This window comes from Bradyrhizobium sp. Kon58, from assembly GCF_055807455.1.
Genome location: NZ_JBVVOT010000006.1, coordinates 112,519 through 128,659 on the forward strand (window position 1 = coordinate 112,519; position 16,141 = coordinate 128,659).

General features: G+C 63.8%; 13 protein-coding genes. 7 read left to right on the forward strand and 6 right to left on the reverse strand.

The annotated features are described in order from the left end of the window. Positions 1-106 precede the first annotated feature (106 nt). Positions 107-571, forward strand: a complete 465-nt coding sequence (locus AC0L20_RS13475) for a nuclear transport factor 2 family protein (RefSeq protein WP_473288913.1) — start codon at positions 107-109, stop codon at positions 569-571. Between the two features lie 100 nt (positions 572-671). Here AC0L20_RS13475 and AC0L20_RS13480 read toward each other — a convergent pair whose 3' ends face one another. From AC0L20_RS13480 to AC0L20_RS13505, 6 genes are read right to left on the reverse strand one after another with little or no spacing between them, the layout of a single operon-like run. Continuing rightward, complete coding sequence (locus AC0L20_RS13480) at positions 672-1,346, reverse strand: spermidine synthase (protein ID WP_473288914.1); 675 nt, start codon at positions 1,344-1,346, stop codon at positions 672-674. A gap of 30 nt (positions 1,347-1,376) precedes the next feature. Next, the gene (locus AC0L20_RS13485; RefSeq protein ID WP_473288915.1) at positions 1,377-4,610 is read right to left on the reverse strand and encodes a bifunctional cytochrome P450/NADPH--P450 reductase; all 3,234 of its coding nucleotides are present in this window, start codon (positions 4,608-4,610) and stop codon (positions 1,377-1,379) included. Between the two features lie 45 nt (positions 4,611-4,655). Continuing rightward, a complete protein-coding gene (locus AC0L20_RS13490) occupies positions 4,656-5,651 on the reverse strand; it encodes an alpha/beta fold hydrolase (protein WP_473288916.1) in 996 nt (331 codons plus the stop codon). 10 nt (positions 5,652-5,661) lie between these two features. Beyond that, complete coding sequence (locus AC0L20_RS13495; RefSeq protein ID WP_456765318.1) at positions 5,662-7,212, reverse strand: WS/DGAT/MGAT family O-acyltransferase; 1,551 nt, start codon at positions 7,210-7,212, stop codon at positions 5,662-5,664. 46 nt (positions 7,213-7,258) lie between these two features. Further along, complete coding sequence (locus AC0L20_RS13500; RefSeq protein WP_027516741.1) at positions 7,259-8,059, reverse strand: esterase/lipase family protein; 801 nt, start codon at positions 8,057-8,059, stop codon at positions 7,259-7,261. Beyond that, positions 8,059-8,316 carry a DUF6489 family protein gene (locus AC0L20_RS13505; RefSeq protein ID WP_007593837.1) on the reverse strand — a complete coding sequence of 86 codons (258 nt, stop codon included), beginning with the start codon at positions 8,314-8,316 and terminating at the stop codon, positions 8,059-8,061. The genes AC0L20_RS13500 and AC0L20_RS13505 overlap by 1 nt, the downstream gene beginning before the upstream one ends. A gap of 304 nt (positions 8,317-8,620) precedes the next feature. On the opposite strand from AC0L20_RS13505, the gene AC0L20_RS13510 reads away from it, so the two are divergent. From AC0L20_RS13510 to AC0L20_RS13535, 6 genes are all read left to right on the forward strand, one after another. After that, positions 8,621-10,219: an ABC transporter substrate-binding protein gene (locus AC0L20_RS13510; protein ID WP_456765320.1), complete on the forward strand. Its 1,599-nt coding sequence runs from the start codon at positions 8,621-8,623 to the stop codon at positions 10,217-10,219. A gap of 99 nt (positions 10,220-10,318) precedes the next feature. Next, positions 10,319-11,299, forward strand: a complete 981-nt coding sequence (locus AC0L20_RS13515; protein ID WP_456765321.1) for an ABC transporter permease — start codon at positions 10,319-10,321, stop codon at positions 11,297-11,299. After that, complete coding sequence (locus AC0L20_RS13520; protein ID WP_007593845.1) at positions 11,300-12,268, forward strand: ABC transporter permease; 969 nt, start codon at positions 11,300-11,302, stop codon at positions 12,266-12,268. It abuts the gene before it with no gap. Between the two features lie 13 nt (positions 12,269-12,281). Continuing rightward, positions 12,282-13,268 carry an ABC transporter ATP-binding protein gene (locus AC0L20_RS13525; protein WP_473288917.1) on the forward strand — a complete coding sequence of 329 codons (987 nt, stop codon included), beginning with the start codon at positions 12,282-12,284 and terminating at the stop codon, positions 13,266-13,268. Then, the gene (locus AC0L20_RS13530; protein ID WP_473288918.1) at positions 13,265-14,254 is read left to right on the forward strand and encodes an ABC transporter ATP-binding protein; all 990 of its coding nucleotides are present in this window, start codon (positions 13,265-13,267) and stop codon (positions 14,252-14,254) included. The genes AC0L20_RS13525 and AC0L20_RS13530 overlap by 4 nt, the downstream gene beginning before the upstream one ends. 81 nt (positions 14,255-14,335) lie before the next feature. Next, the gene (locus AC0L20_RS13535) at positions 14,336-16,141 is read left to right on the forward strand and encodes a gamma-glutamyltransferase family protein (RefSeq protein WP_473288919.1); all 1,806 of its coding nucleotides are present in this window, start codon (positions 14,336-14,338) and stop codon (positions 16,139-16,141) included.

The window sequence follows — 16,141 nt, forward strand, 5'->3', positions numbered from 1 at the left end:
GCCGGTTACTCTCTTAACGCAAGCCGGCACGGAAGCTATACAGCCTTTCCTCGATTGCCAAGAACCTCAATCCGCAAGAAAGAGGCTGCGGCCTCTCGGAGTTCACATGCATCTCATCGTCCGGTCGGCCGCAATCGTCGCTGCTTCAGTCCTCACGCTGTCCCTCGCCAGCGGCGCCGCGATGGCGGGTAGCGCGCAAGAAGAAGCCAATCGCAAGACTGTCCTTGCGTTCTACGAGAAGGGGCTCAACCAAAAGGACGCCGATGCAGCCCTCGCCCATGTCGGCGACCGCTACGTCCAGCACAATCCTAACGCGGCCGATGGTCCGGACGGCTTCCGAAAGTTCATCGGCTTCCTCCGCGATAAGTTCCCGAACTCGCACAGCGAGATCAAGCGCAGCTTCGTGGATGGCGACTACGTCATCCTGCACGTTCACGCGGTTCGCGAGCCCGGCAGCAGGGGCAACGCGATCGTCGACATCTTCAAGCTGGAGAACGGCAAGGTGGTCGAACACTGGGACGTGGTGCAACCAATCCCGGAAAATCCGGCGAACAACAACACGATGTTCTAGCTCGGAGCCGTAGCCCGGATGGAACGCAGCGCAATCGGGGTTCTTGCGCGGATCGCCCGTCCCGGATTTCGCTGCGCTCATCCGGGCTACAAATAGCCGCCTAGCTCTTCCTGGCCAGCCAGATCACGTGGCGCGCGCCACCGCCTCTTCCGGTGGCGCGAATGTTGACTTCGTTGACGTCGAAGCCAGCAGTCCCGAGCCGCTTGGTGAAGGCCGGGTTGGGTCCCGAGGACCAGACCGCGAGCACGCCTCCCGGCCGCAGCGCCGTCTTCGCCGCCTTCAACCCGCTCGCATTGTAGAGCGCATCATTGCCCTTCCGGGTCAGCCCTTCGGGCCCGTTGTCGACGTCGAGGAGAATGGCATCGAAGGCCGACGGCTGCGCCCGGATGGTTTCGCCGACGTCGGTTTCCCGGATGCTCACCCTGACGTCATCGAGACTGTCGCCGAACACCTGCGCCATCGGGCCCCGCGCCCAGGCGACCACCGCCGGCACGAGCTCGCAAACCACGATCTTCGCCTTGCCTCCCAGCACGGTAAGCGCCGCACGCAGCGTAAAACCCATGCCCAGGCCGCCGATGAGGACGACAGGCTTTGCGACCGTCTCGATCTGCTTCGCCGCGAGTGTGGCGAGCGCGGCCTCCGAGCCCGACAGGCGGTTGTTCATCAGCTCGTTGGTGCCGAGCTTGATGGAAAACTCCTTGCCTCGCCGCATCAGGCGAAGCTCTTCATCGGAACCGGGGATTTTGGCGGTGTCGATCTTTTCCCATGGAATCATGCGAGAGCTTTAGCACGATCGGCCGCCGGATTATCCACCTGCCCACACGTCCAGCACATACCTGTTCTTGGCGCCCATCTCCTCGATCCAGCGGGCAGCCGTGGCGGCATCGCTGCCGCTCTTCTCGCGATGGATCGCGACCAGCGCCGCCTTCACGTCGGGCTCCATGTTGCTGCCGTCACCACAGACATAGACGATCGCGCCCCGCTCGATCAGCGGCCAGACCTTGTCTTTCTGGGCCGCGAGGACGTGCTGCACATGGGTCTTCGGGCCCTCCGCGCGCGAGAATGCCGTGAACAGCTCGGTGATGCCGCTTGCGGCCAGCGCTTTCAGCTCGTCCGCGTAGAGAAAATCCTGATCGGGATGCCGGCAGCCGAAAAACAGCATGGCCGGGCCGAGCGCGGCGCCCTTGGCCTTGCGCGCAGCGCGCTCCTGGAGGAAGCCGCGGAACGGCGCCAGTCCCGTGCCCGGGCCGAACATGACGATCGGCACGGATGGATCGTCCGGCAGCCGGAAGCCGGCCTTGGTCTCACGCACGGTTGCATGGATCACGTCGCCCGCGCGTCGATTGGCGAGATAGTTCGAGCAAATACCCTTGTAGGTGCCGCGGCCCGAGGCGGCCGGCCCTTCAACCACGCCGACCGTGACGCTGCAACGAACCGAGTCCACCGACGGCGAAGACGAGATCGAATAATAACGCGGCGCCAGCAGCGAGAGCATTTCCAGATAGACGTGGAACGGCAGTTCGCAGGCCGGATATTCGAGCAGCAGATCGAACACCGATTTCCGCCTGGCCAGAATTTCGCTGCGATAGCGCTCGAGCGGCTCGGGCTCCTCGCCAACGAAGGCCAGCAGCTTCGGCTTGGTCACCGGGCAGCGCGTGTGCTCGGCCATGATCTTGATCTGGTTCCGCGTCGCCACTTGCTGGAGCTCGACGAACTCGCTGAGTAGGCGGCCGACCGACACGGCATCGCCGACAGGCAATTGCGCGCGGCGGCCTTCGGCGACCTGAAGCCTGATCTGGTCGGCCGGCAGGAAGCCAAAGCGACGGGCGACCGAATCCACCAGCGTCGGATCGTTGCGCGGAACCACGCTCAGATGATCACCGACGCGGTAATTGATGTTGGACGGCAGCTGCACCTCGATGTGGCGCGTCGAGCGCTCCGACGGATTGGAACCGGCCTTATTCTGAAGCTCGTCATTGACCAGCACCCTCATGGCCACCGCGCCGCCTTGGGCGACGATGGTGTTGACGGCGGTCACCGCGACCGGCTCGATCGCGTAGAGCGGATCGTCTTCCGCGGTACGGGTGAAATTCCAGTCGATGCCGAACTCCTTGGTCGCGATCTGGGCGGCCGCCGGAAACCATTTCTGGAACTGGCCGTCGAGATCGCTGCGCGCATCGCCTTCGCCGCGCGGATAGACCGCGCGCGCACCATGCTTCGACAACTGCTCATCGATGAAGCGCGGCACCGACTGGTAGGTCGCGGCCCAGTCACTATTGCCGCAGCCGAACACCGCGTAGCGCACGTTGGCAAACGCATCCTTCGGCAGTTCGTCGCCGAGCCATTTGACGAATTGGGTCGCATTGTCCGGCGGCGCACCGTTGTAGGAGGCGCAGATGATCAGCACGCCGCCCTCCCGCGGCAGCTTGCCGACGTAATCGTCGAGCGGCCCCAGATGCACGGCAAAGCCGTTGATCTCGGCAAGGTCGGCCATCCGCGTCGCCAGCTCCTCGGCGGTGCCGAGATTGGAGCCGTAGAGCACCAGCATCGGCGTGTTGTGGCCGGGACGCGCGGTGGGCTGACGTGGGGCCTTCGGCGCCGACGACACCGCCACAGGTCCACCATAGGCGCCGCGCTCGCGATCGGCGCGCGGACGGACCTTGATCTTGAAGCCTTCCGGCTTCATCGTCAGCGTTTCCTTCAGATGCATCTGGTAGCGCTGGTGGTCGATCAGCTTGAAGCGCTGGAGGATCATGCCGAGCGCGAGCGCGGCCTCGTGCATGGCGAAGCCGCGGCCGATGCAGGCGCGCTGGCCGTTGCCGAACGGTTTCCAGGCATTGATCGGCCGCTTGGCTTCCGCCTCCCGGCTGAAATTCTCCGGATCGAACGCGTCCGGGTTCGGACCCCAGACCCAGGGATCGCGATGCAGCGCGGTCACCAGGATGGTGGTGAACGTACCCTTCCTGAGCTTGTACTTGCCGCCGCCGATGGTCTCGTCGTTCAGCGGCGAGATGCCATATGCCGGCGCCGGCGGCCATAGCCGCAGCGCCTCCTTCAGGATCTGCGTGATGTAGGTGAGCTGCGTGACCTGCTGATAAGTTGGCCGTACATTGACGTCGGGACCGAAGACGCGGTCAACCTCGTCATAGGCCTTCTTGAGAATGTCGGGGTGCTTGAGCAGCGCATAGAGCGTGCAGGACAACAGGCCGCTCGTGGTCTCGTGGCCTGCGATCAGGAACGTGTTGATCTGATAGCGGATGTTGACATCGTCGAGCTGCTCGCCGGTCGAACGATCGACGCCCGTCATCATCGCCGCAAGCATATCCTTCTTGTCGTCGGTCGCCTCGCCTCCCTTGCGGCGCTCGGCAATGATCTCGTCGACCATCTTGTTCATGAAGTCGACGTCTTCAGCCATCGTCTTGCGCCGCTTCTGCATCCAGAGCTGCTCGAACGGCAGGCCGCGCGTCATCATGATGGTTTCGAGCGAGCGCACCAGCGACTCGACGAAAGGATGGTAGTCGCGCCGGTAGAACGAATTGAAGCGGTAGTCGAAGCCGCACAGGCCGATCGTATCCAGCGTCAGTGCCGTCATGTCGTGGACGACGTCGATCTCGTCGTCGGCGTTGAGCCGTTCCCATTTACCGACGAGCTGCTCGGCAATGTCGACCATGCTCGGGTGATAGGACTGCATGGCGCGGTTGCCGAAGGGCTGGAGCAGGATGTTGTGCGCCTTGCTCCAGTTCGGCTCCCTGGTGTCGGCCGTGAACAGGCCGTCGCCACCGACCGCGCGTACCCGCCGCAGCGCGCCGCGCACCGTCTTGTCGAAGCGCTTCTCGTCCGAGAGCTCGTCGACGAGATCGTGGCCGGAGACGACCACGATCGGCGAGCCCATCATGTCGAGCCAGAAGATCGGCCCCAACTCTTTGGCAAGCCGGGTCAGATGCTGCACCGGTGCGGCCGAATCCAGCGACAGCATGTTGCCGACCACCGGCTTGGTCGGCGGCTGCGGGATCGGGTCCAGACGGTTCTTCGATGACATTAAAAGTGCTTCCCCTGCCTCGGTATTCAACGCCGTCGTTGCGAGCTAGCCAAACCGCCTTCTACGCCATTCGATCAGCTTGGCGCTGACCTCCTCTGGCTTCTCCTGCTGCGTCCAATGGCCGCTGTCCTTCACAAGATGTTTCTCCAGATCAGATATCAGCGTCTCCATGCCGTCGGCCGCCGACGGCGGCAGCACAGCATCGTTCTCGGCCATGATCATCAATGACGGCACGTGCACGTGATGGTCCAGGCCTTTCGCGCGCTCCCAATTGCGGGTGAAGTTGCGATACCAGTTGATGCCACCGGTGAAGCCGGTTTTCGTGAACGTATCGACGAACACCTTCTTCTCGTCGGCCGACAGGATCGGCGTACGCGGATCGTGCTTTGCATCGTAGGCTGCGATCATCTGCGGGAATGCCAGATTGGTCTTCGACGAGGCGCCGACACCCGCGATCGGCGGCCCCTCCGGTTTCTCCGCCGGCCGCGCCAGCGGCTTGCGCATGAAGGCGTCGAACGTCTGCTCGACGCGGCTGCCGAAGATCCTGTCCGGCTCACGCGCGGGATCCTGAAACTGGACGATGTACATCTGATCGCCGAAGCGCTGGCGGAACAGCGCGATCGGATCGATCGGCGCGCGGTCCCAATGCGGCGTGTTGACGCCGACCACACCGGCGACGCGCGAAGGATGCCGCAGCGGCATCTGCCAGACGACGAATCCGCCCCAGTCGTGGCCGACGAAGATCGCCTTGTCGATCCCGAGATGATCGAGCAGCCCGACCAGATCGCCGGTCAAATGCTCCATGTCATAATCCTCGACCGGCTCTGGCCGGTCGGTCGCGCCGTAGCCGCGCTGGTCTGGCGCAATCACCCGGATGCCGACTTCGCTCAGCGCCTTGATCTGGTGGCGCCAGGAAAATGCGAGTTCGGGCCAGCCATGGCACAGCACCATCGGCGGCTTGTCTGTGACCGGGCCCGCCTCGTAATAGCCCATGCGGATTCCGTTCGTCTGCACGAACTTGAGCGGTGGCATTTCAATCATCGAAACATTCCTACTCAGCGGCGCCCTTGATGTCCGCGGCGGGCAAAGCATAGGCCGCCTCCAGCGCGGCGAATTCTTCCGGCAGCATGTCGCACATCACCTGCACGTGCGGAATGATGTTGGCGCCGACGATGAAGCCGAAATCGAGCTGGTCGCGATAGCTCTGCACGGTGATGTTGAGCGCCTGTCCGTGCGTCGAGATCGACACCGGAAAGATGTGCAGCAGCTCCGCGCCCGCGGCGTAGAGCGTCTGCCGCGGCCCCGGCACGTTGGACACCGTGATGTTCGCAGCCGGCGGCAGCACATTCGACAAATCGGAGCGGCTGTAGAGCAACGCCATGATCTGCACGACGATCGGCGCGCCCAGCATCGAGATGTTGGAGATCTGCGGCATCAGTGCCCGCAGCGGATGCGACATCTCCTTGGACTTGGTCGATTGCGCGATAATGGCTTCCAGGCGTGCTTTGGGATCGTCGATGTTGGTCGCGATCGAACAGATCATGCCGAACACCTGGTTGTTGGCCTCGGTGTTGCCCTCCTCGCGAAGCGAGATCGGCACGGCAGCGGTCAGGGACTTCGCCGGCAGCGTTCCGTGTTGCTGGAGGTAGCGCCGGACCACGCCGGAGGCGAGCGCCAGCACGACGTCGTTGAGCTTGCCGCCGGCCTGCTTGGCCAGCGCCTTGGATCGCGACAGCGAGATCGAAACGCCGGCGAAACTGCGCTCGGACGAGATCGACTTGTTGAGCATGGTCGGCGGCGACACCATGCTGGCAAGGCTCTCGCGCGATTTTGGATCGGATATCTTGCCGAGCACGTCCGAGACGCTCTTGACCATGGTCGGGATGTTGCCGGCAAAGCGCACCGCACTCTCGATCTGGTACATCGCATTGTCGAACAGGATCGAACCGATGTCGCTCTTGCCGGTGCGCGGCAGTTGCAGGTTCTTCGCGGCCGCCGATGCATCGAGCGGCTGGGTGAAAAGCTGCTGGTAGGAATCGACCAGGTTCGCTGCGATGTCGCGCGGCTCCTGCCCGGGCTTCGCTCCCGCGGTCGGCGCATCGACCTTCCGCGGGATCGGCGAGATATCGTAGATCATGTTGGTCAGCGCCGCACCGGCGCCGCCGTCGATGGCGGCATGATGCATCTTCGAATAAAGCCCGACCTCGTTGTCCTTCATGCCCTCGAACACGTAGAACTCCCAGAGCGGGCGGGCGCGGTTCAAGAGCTTGGCGTGCATCCAGCCCACGATGCGTTCGAGCGTGGCGCGGTCGCGTGGCTGCGGCAGGCTGGCGCGGAAGATGTGACGGTCGATGTCGAACTGATCGTCCTCGACCCAGGAGGGATGATCGATGTCGAGCGGCGCCTTCTCCAGCCGCGCTTTGAGGATCGGCGCGATGTGCAGGCGCGAGACGATCATCGCCTTGAAATCTTCGAAGAAGTCGCCCTTGTAGTCGTCCGGCAGGCGAAAGATCGCCATGCTCCCGACATGCATCGGCATTTCCGGCGTTTCCAGATAGAGAAACGACGCGTCCAGCGACGACAGTTTCTTACCGTCAGCCATAGTTCCCTCCCGAGTATTTGACGGGCGCCTTAGGCGGCGCTTCTCGTCAGGCCGATACTGCCTGTTCCGGCGGGGCATATGCAATGGCAAACGGCCCTGCCCTGTCAAATGGCCAGAACTCCCCCTCCGGTTGCGCAAGGCGGTCCGCCACGGCCCACAGCGCTGCGGGATTCACCCCAAGCCCGATATGGCTCGCCAGGTGCACCTCGATGTTCTCGGCGCGGTCGGAGGGACGCAGCAGGCAGGTGCGCCAGTTCACGATGCCGTCCGCGCGCGAATAGATCGACGTCGTCGGCACCGGAAGATCGCCGGCGATCGCCTCACGCAGCTCGGCGAAATCCTCGACACGCTCGCCGGACATCATCTCGTAGAGCCGCGTCGCATTGGTCGCTCTTATGTCGTTGGCAAAAGGGCTGCCGAGCGTGATGACATTGCGGACCAAGTCGGGCGCCTGCAGCGCGAGATCGCGTGCATAGACACCGCCGAGGCTCCAGCCGACCAGGCTGACCTTGCGTCCGCTCGCAGCATGGATTTCGGCGAGACGGGCGCGCAATGAATCCCGCATCCGTCCGAACCCGCCGAAATTGCGGCCCATCCGCCAGGCATGTGCCTCATAGCCGAGCTCGCTGAGATAGCGCCGCATCGGCGCCATCGAGAGGTCGCTGGCGAGGAAACCAGGCAGCGCCAGCACCGGATGGCCATCGCCTTTGGGCGCCCGCATCAGGACTGGCGACAGCAGCAGGCTGGCGTTAAGTTCGAGCAACCCACGGGCTTCGGCGAGCAGCAAAGCAAGGCCGGGCGGACGAAGCCGGCCTGGGGTCTGCGGCCCGTCCGGACCGGGCGGCATTATTTCTTCTTGTCGCCGCTGCGCGTGCCGCCCAGGCCGGCCATGGTGACGAACATGTCCTGAAACCGTTCGGCAAGCTTGGGATCGAAGGTGAACCAGCTCTGGATCAGCGACTCCGGCGAGACCTTGTCGATGTTGCTCAAGACCTGCTGCTGCAGCTTGTCCATCACCGCCGTCTGCATCGGTGCCAAATCGGGCAATCCGATGAACTGGCGGGCCTCGAGGGGGGTGCAGTCGATTTCGATATTAACCTTCATGTCCCCTCCAGATGAGATTCGAGCGCCCGGCCGCAGTATCGCCGCGAGACGGTGTGCAACGCAAGCGACCTGAGGCCGGTCGCGGCGCTTCGGCTTCCGCGATCGGCGCATATGGTCAATCAAATCGGCCGCGTCCGCGCCCATCCACCCGTCAATGCCGGTCAGCATTGCTGCACAGCGGCGCAACTTGGCGCGTTCCTTGCTGGAATGGCGCTTGCACGGGTCGAGAACTCTGGGCAACATGGTTCGATCAGCCCCGCCGAACAATCAAAAATGACGGTGCGGGCGAGTGGAGAGGTCAAGAATGTCAGTCGGACGAAGTCTGTTTGCGGCGACGCTCGCCAGTATGCTTGCGTTGGCGGTTTCGCCGGCGTCGAGCCAGACGCTGCGCTATGCCAACCAGGGTGAACTCAAGTCGCTCGACCCGTACACGCTGAACGAGTCGACCACCAGTGCGCATCTCGGTCATGTCTATGAGGGCCTGGTTGCCCGCGGCAAGGACCTGAAGATCGTCCCGGCACTCGCCGAAAGCTGGGAGACGCCGGAGCCGACACGCTGGCGCTTTCACCTGCGCAAGGACGTCAAATTCCACAACGGTGACCCCTTCACCGCGGACGACGTGGTGTTCTCGGCCGAACGAGTACGGGCGAAAGGTTCGAATTTCCAGAGCCGCGTTCCCGCCGATGCCAAGGTGGTCAAGATCGACGATTACACCGTCGATTTCATCCTGACCTCGCCCAATCCCATTCTGACGGCGCTGTGGGCGACCTGGTACATCATGGACAAGAAATGGGCAGAGGCGAACGATGCGGTGGCACCGACGCCCGCAGCCGCGACGACCCCGAGCTACGCCTCGCTCCATGAAAACGGCACCGGACCCTTCACAATCGAGAGCCATCAACCGGGCGTGAAGACCGTCTTCAAGGCCAATCCGAACTGGTGGCGTAAGCCGGAGCATAATCTGAAGGAGATCGTCTTCACGCCGATCGCCAACCCCGCCACGCGTGTTGCGGCGCTGTTGTCCGGCGAAGTCGACGTGATCGAGCCGGTTCCGGTCCAGGACATCGAGCGCGTGAAAGCTAGTCCGAACGCCACCGTGCTGACGGGACCTGAACTCCGCACCATCTTTGTCGGCATGGATCAGGCGCGTGACGAGCTCTTGTACTCCAACGTCAAGGGCAAGAATCCGTTCAAGGACGTCCGCGTCCGCGAAGCCGTCTACCGGGCAATCGACATCGACCTGATCAAGAATCGCGTCATGCGCGGACTGTCCACGCCGTCCGCATTGATGGTCGCACCAGAGATCTTTGCCGCGAAGGATTTCACCCGGCCGAAGCTCGATCCCGACGCCGCCAAGAAGCTTCTGGCTGACGCCGGCTATCCCGAGGGTTTCGAAGTCACGATGGACTGCCCCAACGATCGCTACGTCAATGACGCCGCGATCTGTCAGGCCGTCGTCGGCATGCTCGCCCGCATCGGCCTCAAAGTGGAGCTGCTGGCGCAACCCAAGGCCCAGTATTTCGCCAAGGTTCTGAAGCCCGGCGGCTACAAGACGTCGTTCTTCATGCTGGGCTGGACCCCCGACACGCTGGACTCCCATAACGTCCTGCACGACATCATGGGTTGCCGCGATGATCCCAAGGATCCCAACCGCGGCGAAGCCAATCTCGCTGGCTACTGCAACAAGCAATTCGACGAACTCGCGGACAAGGTTCTCCTGGAACTCGATACGGCCAAGCGCGATTTGCTGATCAAGCAGGCTTGGGAGATCTCGATGAAGGACTGGGCCTACGTGCCGCTGCATCAGCAGGCGCTGGCCTGGGGCGTGTCCAAGAAGGTCAAGCTGACCCAGCGCGCGGACAACCAGGTCCTGCTCTACTGGGCGACCAAGCAGGACGAGTAGGCGTCGACAAATTGTGAAGTCCCGGAAGCCCTGGCTTCCGGGACTTGCTATTTCGGGCTAATGCAATGATGCGCTACTGAAGAAATGTGAAAGGAACAGATGCTCGCTTTCACACTGCGCCGGGCTATTCAGGCCATTGGTGTCATGATCGCCGTCGGGATCATCTCCTTTTCGATGTTTCGTTTCGCCGGCGATCCCGTGAACCAGATGGTCGGGATGGACACGTCCGGCGCCGAACGCGCCGCGATCCGCAAATCGCTCGGCCTCGACGATCCCGTGATCGTGCAGTTCGGCCGCTATATCGGCAACGCTGCGCAGTTCAAGTTCGGCGTCTCCTACCAGTTCCGTCTGCCTGTCGCCAATCTTCTGATGGAGCGGATGCCCGCGACCCTGGAGCTCGCGATCTGCGCCACCATCTTCGCGATGCTCTGCGGCATCCTGATGGGCGTCTATTCGGCGCTACGCCGCGATAGCTGGCTGACACACGCGTTCCAGGCGATCTCGCTGATCGGCATCTCGCTGCCGACCTTCCTGATCGGCATTCTCATGATCTACCTGTTCTCGGTGACGCTCGGCTGGCTGCCCTCGTTCGGGCGCGGCGACGTCGTGCATATCGGCTGGTGGACGACAGGTCTGCTGACGCTGTCCGGACTGAAGGCGCTGATCATGCCCTCGATCACGCTGGGCTTGTTCCAGATGACGCTGATCATGCGGCTGGTCCGCACCGAGATGCTCGAAGTCATGCGCACCGACTACATTCGCTTCGCCCGTGCCCGCGGCCTCACCACGCGCGCCATCCATTACGGTCATGCGCTGCGCAACACGCTGATCCCGGTCATCACGGTGGCCGGCCTGCAATTTGGCTCGGTAATTGCATTTGCGATCATCACCGAGACCGTATTCCAGTGGCCCGGCATGGGGTTGCTGTTCGTGCAGGCCGTGCAGAATGTCGATATCCCGATCATGGCTGCCTATCTGATGATGGTGTCCCTGATCTTCGTCACCATCAATCTCGTGGTTGATATCCTCTACACCATCGTCGATCCGCGGCTGCGCTCGACGATCAGCCGGGCACATTGAATGAGCGAAGCCGTCGTCCCGCACAAGGTCGAAGAACGCGGCCCGCGCGCCGACGCGCCGGGTTGGTTCAAACGCGCGCTCGACAGCGACCTGTTCTATTCATTTCGCCGCTCCAAGATCACCATGGTCGCAGCGGCGGTGACGCTGCTGTTCTTCCTGGTCGCGATCCTCGCCTCGGTGCTGTCGGTCCAGAATCCCTTCGACCCGGCACAGCTCCAGCTGATGAACTCGCGCATCTCGCCATTATGGACCTCCGACGGCCAGAGCCCGTTCCTGCTCGGCACCGACGAACAAGGTCGGGACGTGTTGTCCGCGATCCTTTACGGCATGCGCATCTCGCTTCTCGTCGGCGTGCTCGGCGTCGTCTTCTCCGGCGCGATCGGCATCCTGCTCGGGCTGACGGCCGGCTATTTCGGCGGTGCCGTCGACGGGCTGATCATGCGCATCGCCGACGTGCAGCTTTCATTCCCGGCGATCCTGATCGCGCTGCTGATTAACGGCATCGCCAAATCGGTCTTCGGCAACAAGCTCGACGAGATGAGCATGCTGGCTGTCCTGGTCTTCGCGATCGGGTTGAGCTTTTGGGTGCAATATGCCCGCACAGTACGCGGCTCCGTCATGGTCGAGAAGAACAAGGACTATGTCGCCGCCGCCCAGCTCATTGGCCTGCCCGCCCCGGTGATCATGTTGCGCCATGTGCTGCCGAACACGATGGGACCGATTCTCGTCATCGCCACCATCAATCTCGCGCTCGCTATCATCACCGAGGCGACGCTGTCGTTCCTCGGCTCGGGGATGCCCGAGACCATGCCATCGCTGGGCACGCTGATCCGCATCGGCAATAACTATCTGTTCGCGGGCGAATGGTGGATCGTCGCCTTCCCTGGAATCGCACTCGCGGCGCTGATCCTGTCGATCAATCTGCTCGGCGACTGGCTGCGTGACGCGCTTAACCCGAAACTCCGATGAGTATGCAGCGTTCATGACCGAGCCCGTTCTCTCTGTTCGTAATCTTCAGGTCGAGTTCGCCTCCCGCCGGGGCACGCTGCGCGCGATCGATAATGTCTCCTTCGACATCGCCAAAGGCGAGGTGCTCGGTGTTGTCGGCGAGTCCGGCGCCGGCAAATCGGTCACCGGACTCGCGGTCATTGGCCTGATCGATTCCCCGGGCCGCATCTCGGGCGGCGAGATCCGCCTCTCCGGCCTGCGCATCGACAATCTGCCGCCGGAAGAGATGCGCCGCGTGCGGGGAAAACGCATCGGCATGATCTTTCAGGACCCCCTCACCTCGCTCAATCCGCTGTACAAGATCGGCGACCAGCTCATCGAGACGATCAGAACCCATCTGAACCTGTCCGAGACCGCCGCTCGCCGCCGAGCCATCGACCTGCTCGCCGAAGTCGGAATCCCGGCTCCGGAAAAGCGCATCGACGGCTATCCGCACGAATTCTCCGGCGGCATGCGCCAGCGCGTGGTGATTGCGCTCGCGATCTGCGCCGAACCGGAGCTGATCATCGCCGACGAGCCGACCACCGCGCTCGACGTCTCGGTGCAGGCGCAGATCATCTCGCTCATCAAGCGTCTCGGCCGCGACCACGGCACCGCGGTGATGCTGGTGACCCACGACATGGGCGTGATCGCCGAAACCTCCGACCGGGTCGCGGTGATGTATGCCGGCCGCGTCGCGGAGATCGGTCCGGTGCAGGATGTCGTGCAGAACGCGCTGCATCCTTACGCCAAGGGCCTGATGGGCGCGATCCCGACGCTCGCGGGCGACGACAAGCGCCTGGTGCAGATCCCCGGCTCCATGCCGCGCCTGTCGGCGATTCCGCGCGGGTGCTCGTTCAATCCACGCTGCGCGTTGGCGTTCGATCGCTGCCGTGTCGAGCGACCGGAGCCACTGCCACGGGGCGCGCAATCGGTCGCCTGCCATCTCTATGACGGCGTGCCGGCAGAGAGCGCGGCATGAGCACTTCCTTCGTCCAGGCCACGAATCTGCGGCGCGTCTTCGACGTCTCGAAACCCTGGCTCAACCGCATGCTCGAAGGCGGGCAGCTCGAATATCTCAAGGCCGTCGACGGCGTCACCTTCGACATCAGGAAGGGCGAGACCTTTGCACTGGTCGGCGAATCCGGCTCGGGCAAGACCACGGTGGCGAGGATGATCGTCGGCCTGCTGCCGCCAAGCTCCGGCAACGTCTTGATCGACGGCATCTCGATGACCGATCCGCGGCAGGCCCAGGCGCGGCGGAAACTGCGCCGCCGCATCCAGATGATCTTTCAGGATCCCTATGCGAGCCTGAACCCACGCTTCCGGGTCGACGCCATCATCTCCGAGCCGATCCGCGCGTTCGACCTGATCGAGGGCGAGCGCGACATCCAGGCGCGGGTCGGAGAGCTTCTCAGCCTGGTCGGCCTGCATCCCGACGACAGGTTGAAATTTCCGCACGAATTCTCGGGCGGCCAGCGTCAGCGCATCGCGATCGCTCGCGCGCTCGCCTCCGACGCGGAGTTCATCGTCTGCGACGAGCCGACCTCCGCGCTCGACGTCTCCGTACAGGCGCAGATCCTGAACCTGATGCGCGACCTCCAGGACAAGTTCGGCCTGACCTACATGTTCATCAGCCACAACCTCGCCGTGGTCCGCCACATGGCGAGCCGCGTCGGCGTGATGTATCTCGGCCGCATCGTCGAGATCGCGGAAGGGCGCGAGCTGTTTGCCCGTCCGCGCATGCCCTACACCAAGATGCTGCTGGGGGCCGTGCCCGATCTTGCCATGAGCGGCCGCCAGCGCATTCCGGTGAAGGGCGAGATCCCGAACCCGATCAATCCGCCGCCCGGGTGCGCCTTCAATCCGCGTTGCCCGCTGGCGTTCGATCTCTGCCGCAAGGAAGCACCTGAATTGATCGACGGCGTCGCCTGCCATGCGGTCAACACCGCGCCGGTACCGGCGTGACGCGCGCGTGCCATGCAGCCTGCGCATTTGGCGGCGGCCTGGCCCTGTGATCAATTGCGCGCGCCGCAAATGAGGTAGTCCATGGCCAGCATCGTCAATCCCGATCCCTTCACGACACGCCCCGAGATCGAAGGCACCTTCGGGGTCGTCGCGACCACGCACTGGATCGCGACCGCTATCGGCATGGCCATCTTGGAAAAGGGCGGCAATGCCTTTGACGCCGGCGTCGCCACCGCTTTCACGCTCCAGGTGGTCGAACCGCATCTGAACGGCCCCGGCGGCGACGTTCCGATCATCGTGCACGACGTGAAGCGCGGCCGCACCGAGGTAATCTGCGGCCAGGGTCCGGCACCGGCTCGCGCCACCATCGCGCATTACAAGAGCGAAGGCCTCGACATGGTGCCCGGCACCGGCCTGCTCGCGGCCTGCGTCCCCGGCACCTTCGAATCCTGGATGATGCTGCTGCGTGACTACGGCACGATGCGCGTGCGCGAGGTGCTGGAGCCCGCGATCTCCTATGCGCGCGACGGCTATCCGCTGGTCGAGCGCGCCTGCGCCACGATCCAGACCGTCGAGCAATTATTCCGCAAGCATTGGCCGACATCGGCCGCCGTCTATCTCCCGAACGGCGAAGTGCCAAAGCCCGGCACGCTCTTCACCAACAAGACGCTTGCAGCGACCTATGCGCGAATCCTGAGCGAAGCCGAAAGTGGCGGCGGCGGCCGCGACGCCGAGATCGAGCGCGCACGCAAGGCGTGGTCGCAGGGCTTCGTCGCGGAAGCCATCGACAAATTCTGCCGGACGCAGGACGTGATGGACGTCAGCGGCTCGCCACATCGCGGTGTGCTGACCGCCGATGACATGGCGCGCTGGCAGCCGACGGTCGAGGCCCCGCTCACCTACGATTATGGCCGCTACACGGTCTGCAAGGCCGGGGTCTGGAGCCAGGGTCCGGTGACGCTGCAGCAGCTCGCGCTGCTGAAGGGCTTTGCGCTCGATGGGCTGGACCCGACCGGGCCGGAATTCATCCATCTCCAGATCGAATGCGCAAAGCTCGCCTTCGCCGACCGCGAGAAATTCTACGGCGATCCTGAGTTCAGCGAGATCCCGATCGGAACGCTGCTGTCGGATGCCTACAACAACGAGCGCCGCAAGCTCGTCACCGACAAGGCCTCGCTCGATCTCCGGCCCGGTGCGGTCGAGGGCTTTGGCGGCGTGGTCAAGCTGCGCCGCGCCGAGGGCCAGCGCGAGGCTGTCGGCGCGCTCGGCGCCGGCGAGCCGACGGTGGGCCGCTTCGGCGAGGTGCGCGGCGACACCGTGCATTTCGACATCATCGACAAGGCCGGCAACATGGTGTCGTCGACACCGTCGGGCGGCTGGCTGCAATCCTCTCCGATCATTCCCGAGCTCGGCTTCTGCCTCGGCAGCCGCGCGCAGATGTTCGATCTGGAGGAGAACCAACCGAGTTCGCTCGCGCCCGGCAAGCGGCCACGCACCACGCTGTCCCCCACCATGGCATTGCGCGACGGCGAACCCTACCTCGCTTGGGGCTCGCCCGGCGGCGACCAGCAGGACCAGTGGATCACGCAGTTCTTCCTGCGACACGTCCATTGCAACCTCAATCTCCAGGAGGCGATCGACGCCCCCGCCTGGCACTCCGAGCATTTCCCGATCTCGTTCTGGCCCCGCACCGCGCGCCCCGGCGTGCTCGTGGTCGAGAACCGCGTGCCGAAGGCGACGATCGCGAATCTTCGCGAACGCGGACATATCGTCGAGGTCGGACCGGATTGGTCGGAAGGCCGCCTCACCGCGGCCTCGCGCGTCGGTCCGCGTCGCCGCGCCGCCGCCAATCCACGCGGCATGCAGGGCTACGCGGCAGGGCGCTAA